Genomic DNA, 9,836 nt, shown 5'->3' on the forward strand with positions numbered 1-9,836 from the left:
CCGGGCCCTCCGGCCCGACGGCCCTCCGGCCCGTCACCGTCACCCGTCACCCGTCAGCCCTTCACGCAGATGACCTGCTTGAGCTTGGCGACGACCTCGACGAGGTCGGTCTGCTGCTCGATGACCTTCTCGATCGGCTTGTAGGCGCCCGGGATCTCGTCCACGACGCCGGAGTCCTTGCGGCACTCCACGCCCCGCGTCTGCTCCTCCAGGTCCCGCGTCGAGAAGCGCTTCTTCGCCGCGCTCCGGCTCATCTTCCGGCCGGCGCCGTGCGAGGCCGAGTTGAAGGAGGCCGCGTTCCCGAGGCCCTTCACGATGTACGAGCCGGTACCCATCGAGCCCGGGATGATGCCGAACTCGCCGGAGCCGGCCCGGATCGCGCCCTTGCGGGTCACGAGCAGGTCCATCCCCTCGTACCGCTCCTCCGCCACGTAGTTGTGGTGGCAGGAGATCACCGGGTCGAAGGTCACCCTCGCCTTCCGGAACTCCCTGCGGACGACCTCCTGGAAGAGCGCCATCATGATCGCCCGGTTGTACTTCGCGTACTCCTGCGCCCAGAAGAGGTCGTGCCGGTAGGCGGCCATCTGGGGCGTCTGCGCCACGAAGACCGCGAGGTCCCGGTCGACCAGCCCCTGGTTGTGCGGCAGCTTCTGCGCCACCCCGATGTGGTGCTCGGCCAGCTCCTTGCCGATGTTCCGGGAACCCGAGTGCAGCATGAGCCACACCGAACCCGACGTGTCCACGCAGAGCTCCACGAAGTGGTTCCCCGCGCCGAGCGTCCCCATCTGCAGCGCCGCCCGTTCCCGGCGGAACTTCACCGCGTCCGCCACCCCGTCGAAGCGGGACCAGAAGTCGTCCCAGCCCGACGTCGGGAACTGGTACAGGCGCTTCGGGTCGACCTCCTCGCGGTGCATGCCGCGGCCGACCGGGATCGCCTGCTCGATCCTGGAGCGGAGGCGGGAGAGGTCGGCGGGAAGGTCGTTCGCCGTCAGGGAGGTCTTCACCGCGGACATGCCGCAGCCGATGTCGACGCCGACCGCCGCCGGGCAGACCGCGTCCTTCATGGCGATCACGGAACCGACCGTCGCGCCCTTGCCGTAGTGCACGTCCGGCATGACCGCGAGGCCCTTGATCCACGGCAGCGTCGCCACGTTCCGCAGCTGCTGCATCGCGCCGCCCTCCACCGTGGAAGGATCGGCCCACATCCGGATGGGCACCTGCGCACCCGGCACCTCTACGTACGACATACTTCCTCGATTCCCCCGAAAAGCCCGATAACGCAAAAACCGGAGCCAAAGCCCGTACAGGTGACGGCGGACCGGCATCAACGGCTGCGTGTGCGATAGACATTGTGTCCATCCGCCTTCAGGAGGCGGCAAACGGTTTTCGGGAAAGACTTCGGGAGAAGGGAGCCTGGGACGGTGCAGCGAAAGAGGTACTCACCCGGCCGCGTCCCCGGCACCCTCCTCGGCCTCGGCGCCGGTCTCGCCGTCGTGGCCGGCGCGCTGACCGGCTGCTCCGCGGCCGGCACCGCCGAGGACGTCACCGTCGACGCCAAGGCGGGCGCCGCGGCCGCGCCCGTCGCGCCGCCCGGCCGCTACCGCACCCTCTTCGAGCCGTGCGGCGCCGTCCCCCAGGCCACCCTGCGCGAGCTGCTCCCCGGGACCGCCGCCCTGGCCGACGCCGAACGTGCCGCGGCGCTCCGCGGCACGGCCGCCGTCACGTACGACACCGACCGCCGCGTCGGCTGCACCTGGACCGCGGACACCGAGGACGGCGCGCACCGCCTGGTGCTCGACGTGGAGCGGGTGGTCTCGTACGACCCGACGGTGAGCGACGCCGCGCGGGCGCAGGAGGTCTACACCCGCAAGCAGCTCGCGGCCGGGATCGCCGTACCGGTGACGCCGACCCCCACGCCCACCCCCCCGACGACGGCCCCGACGGGTCCGACGACCGCCCCGGCGACCGCCGGCGGCACGGCCCCCGGCACCACGCGGACCACGGCGGCGGAGGGCGGCACCACGCCCGCCGGCGCCCCGTCCTCGCCCACCGCCTCCGGCACCACGCCGCCCGGCGCGGACGCCCCGTCCGCGAACACCCCGTCGGCACCGGCGACGACCGGCCTGGAGCCCCGGCTGCTGGGCGGCCTCGGCGACATCGCGTTCGTCGGCGACACGCTCGGGAAGGCCGGCGGGAACGGCCACCAGCGGGTCGTGAGCGTGGTGTTCCGCACATCGAACGTCGTCGTGACCGTCGAGTACCGGCAGCGCACGTCGGCCGCCGCGGCGGCCCCGGACAGCAAGGAACTGCAGGACAGGGCGCAGAACCTGGCCCGGCTGCTGGCCGACCGGCTGGAGGAGTAGCCCGCCGCCGGGGGCTCCCGCGCGCCCCCCGGGCGTCGGGGGGACCACGTAACGTGTCGGCGTACCCAGGGCCGCCAGGGCCGCCGACCGGCGCCGGCCGTACGACAAGCGACTGAAGGAACCATGCAGCGATCAGCTCCGCGACTCACCCGCATTCTCGCCGCCGCAGCCGTCCCGGTGATGCTCGTCGTCGCCGGCTGCTCCTCGGACTCGGGCAGCGGCGGCGGCAAGGGGGCCGCCGAGGCCGGCGGGGCGCAGGGCGGGACGACCGCGAGCGCGAGCGCGTCGGCGACCCCGTCCCCGACGCCGACGGTCGAGCCGGCGAAGTTCGCGAAGCTGCCGACGGCGTGCAAGGCGATCACGGCGAAGACCACCGCCTCGCTGGTGCCCAAGGCGAAGAACGAGAACGGCACGGCGGCGGCCTCCACGGACCTCGCCCACCGCAGCGGCTGCTCCTGGAACGGCCTGGACGACAAGGGCGTCAAGGGCTCGCAGTACCGCTGGCTCGACGTGTCGTTCTACCGGTACGACTCCGAGGTCTCCCTCGGCAGCGGCCAGGAGCGGGCCCGGGAGAACTTCGCCAAGGAGCTCGGCAAGGTCCAGGCCACCACGGGCGCGAAGACGCTGAGCACCGCGCCGGTGGCCGGCGTCGGCGACGAGGCGAAGATCGTCACGTACACCGTCAACAAGACCGGCGAGGACTTCCCCTACGCGTCGATCGTCGCGCGCAGCGGCAACGTGCTGGTGCTGCTGTCCTACAACGGCGCCGGGTACGCGGGCGCGCCCGTGCCGCGGGCCAAGACGATCGTCGAGGGCGCGACGAAGGCGGCGAAGGAAGCGGTCGCCTCGGTGGCCGCCGCGAACAAGTAGGCGTACCCGCCGATCGGTGCGGCCAACCCCCGTCGGGCGCACGGGTAGTGACACAAATCAACACAGACAGGCGCGTCCGAGCGGAGCCCGTCCCTCCCCAGGGGGCCGGGCTTCGCTCATGTGTGCCACCCTGGGGCCCGCGAGACGTCGAATCACGGGAGGGGATCGCGGGTGGCCGCGATGGAGCTGACACGCACACACCGCATACTCATCGGGCTCGTCATCGGCGGCGCGGTGATCATCGCGGGGATCGGTTTCGCGGGTTCGTACGCGGCCGTGCGCGAGCTTGCCGTGCACAAGGGCTTCGGCACGTTCTCGTACTTCTTCCCGATCGGCATCGACGCGGGCATCTGTGTGCTGCTCGCCCTGGACCTGCTGCTGACGTGGCTGCGGATCCCGTTCCCGCTGCTGCGGCAGACGGCGTGGATCCTGACGGCCGCGACGATCGCGTTCAACGGCGCGGCCGCGTGGCCGGACCCGCTGGGCGTGGGCATGCACGCGGTCATCCCGGTGCTGTTCGTGGTGGCGGTCGAGGCCGCGCGGCACGCGGTGGGCCGGATCGCGGACATCACCGCGGACAAGCACATGGAGGGGGTGCGGCTGACCCGCTGGCTGCTGTCGCCGGTGCCGACGTTCCGGCTGTGGCGGCGGATGAAGCTGTGGGAGCTGCGCTCGTACGACCAGGTGATCAAGCTGGAACAGGAGCGGCTGATCTACCAGGCCCGGCTCCAGGCCCGTTTCGGGCGCGGCTGGCGGCGCAAGGCCCCGGTGGAGGCGCTGATGCCGCTCCGCCTGGCCCGGTACGGAGTCCCCCTCGCGGAGACGGCCCCTGCGGGACTGGCGGCGGCCGGCATCGACCCGGTCCTCCTCCCCCCGAACCCGGCCCAGGCCCAGCTCCCGGCGCAGGCCCCGCAGCCGCAGCCGCCGGTCGTGGTCCAGGCTCCGGCGCAGGTCCTCCAGGAACTCCCGGCGGCCCACCCCGCCCCGGAGCAGCAGCCGGTTCAGGGTCCCGCCCCGGCTCCGCGGCAGGCACGTGCGCAGGCGCAGGAGCCCGCGCACCCGAACCACGAGAGCCCGTGGTTCGACACCCCGCAGGTCACCCCGGAGGGGTACGGCGGCTCGTACACCGCGCAGGCGGCGGAGCAGGCCGTGGAACAGGCCCCGGAGCAGGTCCCGCAGGAGGCTGCCGAGGGCGTGCCCGGAGACGTCCCGGCGCCGGAGTCCGAGGCGGCGCGCCCGGAGCTGTTCGGGGTGCTCCAGCAGCCCGACCCGCTCCAGCCGCCCGACCCGCAGATGGAGGAGTTCCGGGAGATCGCCTACAAGGTGACGTACGGCTTCGTGCAGGAGCACGAGCGGTTCCCGACCCCGTTCGAGCTGGATCAGCTGGTGGCGCAGGCGTACGGCTTCCCGCAGCTGCCGGAGCCCCAGTCCGACCTGCTCCAGCTGGTCACCCCGGAGGTGCAGGAGCGCGTCCGCGAGGAGATGCAGGAGTTCGACCCCTCCTGACCCGCGCACCACGCGCGCAAGCCGAAGGGCCGCTCCCCCTCGCGGGGAGCGGCCCTTCGGCTTGCGCGTCAGGTCACGCGCCGAGCAGCTTGCGCACCCGGTCCGCGCCGACGGCGAGGAGCAGGGTGGGCAGGCGGGGGCCCGTCTCGCGGCTCACGAGGAGCTTGTAGAGGAGGGCGAAGAAGGAGCGCTGGGCGACCTTCAGCTCGGGGGTGGGCTTCGCCTCGGGGGTGAGGCCCGCCATGACCTTCGGAACGCCGTAGACGAGCGTGGTCAGGCCGTCGAGGGACCAGTGGCTGTCCAGGCCCTCCAGGAGGAGGCGCAGGGACTCGCGGCCCTCGTCGTCCAGGCTGCCGAGGAGCTCGGTGTCGGGCTCCTCGCGGACGATGGTGCGCTGGTCGGCCGGGACCTGGGTGGTGATCCAGTTCTCGGCGCGGTCGAGGCGCGGCCGGACCTCGTCCAGCGAGGTGACCGGGGACTCCGGGTCCAGGTCGGTCAGGATCCGGAGAGTCTGCTCGTCGTGGCCGGCGGTGATGTCGACGACGGAGGCCAGCGTGCGGTACGGCAGCGGGCGCGGCGTGCGCGGCAGCTCGCCGGCGGCGGTGCGGGCGGCCCGCGCGTGGGCGGCGGCGTCGGCGGGCAGCACCGTGCCGTCGGCGACCTTGGCCTCCAGCTTGTCCCACTCGTCGTACAGCCGCTGGATCTCCTGGTCGAAGGCGATCTTGAAGGACTGGTTGGGCTTGCGGCGGGCGTAGAGCCAGCGGAGCAGCTGCGGCTCCATGATCTCCAGGGCGTCGGCCGCGGTGGGCACGCCGCCCTTGGAGGAGGACATCTTGGCCATGCCGCTGATGCCGACGAAGGCGTACATGGGGCCGATGGGCTGGACGCCGTCGAAGAGGGTGACGATCTGGCCGCCGACCTGGAAGGACGAGCCCGGGGAGGAGTGGTCGACGCCGGAGGGCTCGAAGATGACGCCCTCGTAGGCCCAGCGCATGGGCCAGTCGACCTTCCACACAAGCTTGCCGCGGTTGAACTCGCTGAGCTTGACGGTCTCGGCGAAGCCGCAGGCGGAGCAGGTGTAGCTCAGCTCGGTGGTCTCGTCGTCGTAGGAGGTGACGGTGGTGAGGTCCTTCTCGCACTGCCCGCAGTAGGGCTTGTACGGGAAGTATCCGGCGCCGCCGCCGGAGCCGTCGTCCTCGCCGGCCGCGCCGGAGCCCTCGGCGGCCTCCAGCTCGGCCTCGTCGACCGGCTTCTGGGACTGCTTCTTGGGGGCCTTCTTCGTCCGGTACTGGTCGAGGATGGCGTCGATGTCGCCGCGGCGGCGCATGGCGTGCAGGATCTGCTCGCGGTAGGCGCCGGAGGTGTACTGCTCGGTCTGGCTGATCGGGTCGTACTCGACGCCCAGCTCGGCCAGGGCCTCGACCATCGCGGCCTTGAAGTGCTCGGCCCAGTTGGCGTGGGGCGAGCCGGCGGGGGCGGGGACGGAGGTCAGCGGCTTGCCGATGTGCTCGGCCCAGGACTCGTCGATGCCCTCGACGCCGTTCGGCACCTTGCGGTAGCGGTCGTAGTCGTCCCACGAGATGAGGTGGCGGACGGTGTACCCGCGGCGGCGGATCTCGTCGGCGACCAGGTGCGGGGTCATGACCTCGCGCAGGTTGCCGAGGTGGATCGGGCCGGAGGGGGAGAGGCCGGAGGCGACGACGACCGGTTTGCCAGGCGCACGTCGCTCCGACTCGGTGATGACCTCGTCCGCGAAACGGGAGACCCAGTCGGTCTCGGTGCTGCTCTGAGCCACGGTCGGTACGTCCTTCTTTCCAGATCCTCGCGGGAGATCCCCGGAGTCTTCAAAGCCCTACGTCAGCCATTGTCCCAGACGGAACCGGGCACTTTGAGGTTGTCCACAGGCGGGATTCTCCTCGGGCGCTACTTGTCCACAGCCGGGGAAGGGCCGGGGAAACACGTTGCCCACCCATGGGACACTTGACAAGCGATATAGACCACCGGGACACCCGGACACGACACAACAGGAACGGAAGCTCATGGCCTCGGTCCCTTCCCTCGCTTCGACCGTGCAGCAGCGCCTCGCGGAAGGCCTCTCGGCAGCCCTGCCGGAGGCCGGTGCCGCCGACCCGCTGCTGCGACGAAGCGACCGGGCCGACTTCCAGGCCAACGGCATCCTGGCGCTGGCCAAGAAGCTCAAGGGCAACCCGCGCGAGCTGGCGACCAAGGTCGTCGAGTCGATCCCCGCGAACGACGTGCTGAAGGAGATCGAGGTCTCCGGCCCCGGCTTCCTGAACATCACCGTGTCGGACGCGGCGATCGTGGAGACCCTCGCGGCCCGCGCCGCGGACGCGCGCCTCGGCGTGCCGCTGAACGGCTCGGCGGGCACCACGGTCATCGACTACGCCCAGCCGAACGTGGCGAAGGAGATGCACGTCGGCCACCTCCGGTCCGCCGTGATCGGCGCGGCGATGGTGGAGATCCTGGAGTTCACGGGCGAGACCGTGATCCGCCGGCACCACATCGGCGACTGGGGCACCCAGTTCGGCATGCTCATCCAGTACCTGATCGAGCACCCGCACGAGCTGGACCACGAGGGCGAGGGCGCGGAGGTCTCCGGCGAGGAGGCCATGTCGAACCTGAACCGGCTGTACAAGGCGTCCCGCGCGCTGTTCGACACGGACGAGGAGTTCAAGACCCGGGCACGCGCCCGCGTGGTGGACCTCCAGGCCGGTGACGAGGAGACCCTCGCCCTGTGGCAGCGGTTCGTCGACGAGTCGAAGATCTACTTCTACTCGGTCTTCGACAAGCTCGACATGGACATCCGCGACCCCGACGTCGTCGGTGAGTCCGGGTACAACGACATGCTCCAGGAGACCTGCCGGATCCTCGAGGAGTCGGGCGTCGCGGTCCGCTCCGAGGGCGCGCTGTGCGTCTTCTTCGACGACGTCAAGGGCCCGGACGGCAACCCGGTCCCGCTGATCGTCCAGAAGTCCGACGGCGGTTTCGGCTACGCGGCGACGGACCTGTCCGCCATCCGCGACCGGGTGCGGAACCTGAAGGCGACCTCGCTGCTCTACGTGGTGGACGCCCGCCAGTCGCTGCACTTCAAGATGGTCTTCGAGACGGCCCGCCGGGCCGGCTGGCTGAACGACGAGGTGAAGGCCGTTCAGCTGGCCTTCGGCACGGTCCTCGGCAAGGACGGCAAGCCCTTCAAGACCCGTGAGGGCGAGACGGTCCGGCTGGTGGACCTGCTGGACGAGGCGATCGACCGGGCCTCGGCCGTGGTCCGCGAGAAGGCCCAGGACCTCACCGAGGAGGAGATCGCCGAGCGGGGCGCCCAGGTGGGCATCGGCGCGGTGAAGTACGCGGACCTGTCGACCTCGGCGGCCCGCGACTACAAGTTCGACCTGGACCAGATGGTCTCGCTCAACGGCGACACGTCCGTGTACCTCCAGTACGCGTACGCCCGTATCCAGTCGATCCTGCGGAAGGCCGGCGACGCGAAGCCGACCGCCCACCCGGAGCTGGAGCTGGCGCCGTCCGAGCGGGCCCTCGGCCTGCACCTGGACGGCTTCGGCGAGGCGATCGAGGAGACCGCCGCGGAGTACGCGCCGCACAAGCTGGCCGCGTACCTCTACCAGGTGGCCTCGCTCTACACGACGTTCTACTCGGAGTGCCCGGTCCTCAAGGCGGACACCCCGGCGCAGGTGGAGAACCGCCTCTTCCTCTGCGACCTGACGGCCCGCACGCTCCACCAGGGCATGGCCCTGCTCGGCATCCGGACGCCCGAGCGCCTCTGACGCCGCCGGGGCGGGTGGGTCACTGAGCGACCCACTCGCCCTTGTCGGGCCAGTAGCCGTAGACCGTGCGGCCCTCGATGGCGTGCGTGCGGAACGGCTCCCCGCCGTCGTCGATCCGCAGCGTCCCCTTCCGGTCCCCGGTGCTCCACTCCAGCTCCAGGTACCAGGCGACGGCGTGCTCCTCGGTGTGGACGTCGAGGTTGAGGACCTCCGCGTCCCCGGTGGCGACCCGGTACGGGAAGTCCTTCGCCGGCACGACCCGGTCCCCGTCCTGCCCGGCGACCGCCTTCACGTACGGCCGGGGCGCGTCGAGGTCGACGTCGAAGGTCTGCGGGGTGATCCCGCTGCCGCAGCCGTCGCCCATCGAGTACGCGGTCAGCTCCGGCGGCCGGTCGCGCTCGACGACCCGGACGCGCAGCCGCGAGAGCACGACCGGCTCCCGGGTGCGGCCGGTGACGGTGACCTGGAGCTGCATGTGCCCGCCGTCGATCCCGCCGAGCGCACGGGCCCACGGGCGGGAGTCCTGCGGCGGGGGCGGGGGCGGCACGTGCTGCGGCTTCTGGTCGAGGACGTAGTACTGCCCGCAGGGCTCGGCCCAGTTGTACGAGCTGATGCCGGCGTTCAGCGGAGCGGGCGCCGCGGTCGCGCCGGAGCCGCCGCGCGGCGGCTCCTTCTCCCCGTCCCTCCCCACGAGGTAGGCCCCGGGCACGGCGAGGGCGACGACGGCCACGGCGGCGAAGGCCCACCGGAACCGCGCCCACGACCCCCCGGCGACCGCCGGCCCGCCCGAACCGGTCACCACCACGACGGTCTCCCCGGCCCCCACGGCCTCGCCGGACCGACCGGCCTCGCCGGACCGACCGGCCTCGTCCGACCGACCGGCCTCGTCCGACCGACCGGTCTCGACGGGCCGACCGGTCTCGACGGCGGGCCCCACCGGCGAACCCGTCCCCGCCTCGCCGCTCCGCCCGCGGGACTCGTCGGCGACGATCCAGGCGCGGTGCAGCTCGACCAGCTCCTCCCGCGTGGCCCCGCACAGCCGCCCGAGCCGTTCCACGGGGGCGAAGTCGGTCGGGACGGCGTCGCCGTTGCAGTACCGGTGGAGGGTGGAGGTGCTGACGTGGAGCCGCTTGGCGAGCGCCCCGTAACTGAGCCCCGAGCGCTCCTTCAGCCTCCGCAGCAGCCCGGCGAGCCGGTCCCCGGTGTCCATCCGTCGCTCCCCCGTCGCTGGTCGGCGTCCCAGGAACGCGTTCCGGGCGACGTACGTCTCCCCAGGTCACAGGGGGTGGAAGCG

General features: G+C 72.0%; 7 protein-coding genes. 4 read left to right on the top strand and 3 right to left on the bottom strand.

Features of this window, described 5'->3' with window-relative positions; translation table 11 throughout:
• Window positions 1-53: 53 nt before the first annotated feature.
• Window positions 54-1,247 carry an RtcB family protein gene (locus tag ACFW6A_RS08110; RefSeq protein ID WP_351841739.1) on the bottom strand — a complete coding sequence of 398 codons (1,194 nt, stop codon included), beginning with the start codon at window positions 1,245-1,247 and terminating at the stop codon, window positions 54-56.
• A 174-nt stretch (window positions 1,248-1,421) separates the two neighbouring features.
• On the opposite strand from ACFW6A_RS08110, the gene ACFW6A_RS08115 reads away from it, so the two are divergent.
• From ACFW6A_RS08115 to ACFW6A_RS08125, 3 genes are all read left to right on the top strand, one after another.
• Window positions 1,422-2,363, top strand: coding sequence for a DUF3558 domain-containing protein (locus ACFW6A_RS08115; protein WP_386639401.1), 942 nt, complete (start codon window positions 1,422-1,424; stop codon window positions 2,361-2,363).
• A 123-nt stretch (window positions 2,364-2,486) separates the two neighbouring features.
• On the top strand, window positions 2,487-3,233 hold the full coding sequence (locus ACFW6A_RS08120) for a DUF3558 domain-containing protein (RefSeq protein WP_386639404.1): 747 nt from the start codon (window positions 2,487-2,489) through the stop codon (window positions 3,231-3,233).
• 180 nt (window positions 3,234-3,413) lie between these two features.
• Window positions 3,414-4,739, top strand: a complete 1,326-nt coding sequence (locus ACFW6A_RS08125) for a DUF2637 domain-containing protein (RefSeq protein WP_386639407.1) — start codon at window positions 3,414-3,416, stop codon at window positions 4,737-4,739.
• A gap of 73 nt (window positions 4,740-4,812) precedes the next feature.
• Here ACFW6A_RS08125 and lysS read toward each other — a convergent pair whose 3' ends face one another.
• Complete coding sequence (gene lysS / locus ACFW6A_RS08130; RefSeq protein WP_351841747.1) at window positions 4,813-6,534, bottom strand: lysine--tRNA ligase; 1,722 nt, start codon at window positions 6,532-6,534, stop codon at window positions 4,813-4,815.
• Between the two features lie 244 nt (window positions 6,535-6,778).
• On the opposite strand from lysS, the gene argS reads away from it, so the two are divergent.
• The gene (gene argS / locus ACFW6A_RS08135) at window positions 6,779-8,542 is read left to right on the top strand and encodes an arginine--tRNA ligase (RefSeq protein WP_351841749.1); all 1,764 of its coding nucleotides are present in this window, start codon (window positions 6,779-6,781) and stop codon (window positions 8,540-8,542) included.
• A 19-nt stretch (window positions 8,543-8,561) separates the two neighbouring features.
• On the opposite strand, the gene ACFW6A_RS08140 is transcribed toward argS, so the two are convergent.
• Window positions 8,562-9,752 carry a helix-turn-helix domain-containing protein gene (locus ACFW6A_RS08140; protein WP_386639412.1) on the bottom strand — a complete coding sequence of 397 codons (1,191 nt, stop codon included), beginning with the start codon at window positions 9,750-9,752 and terminating at the stop codon, window positions 8,562-8,564.
• Window positions 9,753-9,836: the final 84 nt, after the last annotated feature.

Source organism: Streptomyces sp. NPDC058758 (genome assembly GCF_042746075.1).
Lineage (GTDB): Bacteria > Actinomycetota > Actinomycetes > Streptomycetales > Streptomycetaceae > Streptomyces.

Coding starts and splice junctions, on each gene's coding strand:
- argS (WP_351841749.1), top strand. CDS start 6,779: ATGGCCTCGGTCCCTTCCCTCGCTTCGACCGTGCAGCAGCGCCTCGCG.
- ACFW6A_RS08125 (WP_386639407.1), top strand. CDS start 3,414: ATGGAGCTGACACGCACACACCGCATACTCATCGGGCTCGTCATCGGC.
- ACFW6A_RS08110 (WP_351841739.1), bottom strand. CDS start 1,247: ATGTCGTACGTAGAGGTGCCGGGTGCGCAGGTGCCCATCCGGATGTGG.
- ACFW6A_RS08120 (WP_386639404.1), top strand. CDS start 2,487: ATGCAGCGATCAGCTCCGCGACTCACCCGCATTCTCGCCGCCGCAGCC.
- ACFW6A_RS08140 (WP_386639412.1), bottom strand. CDS start 9,752: ATGGACACCGGGGACCGGCTCGCCGGGCTGCTGCGGAGGCTGAAGGAG.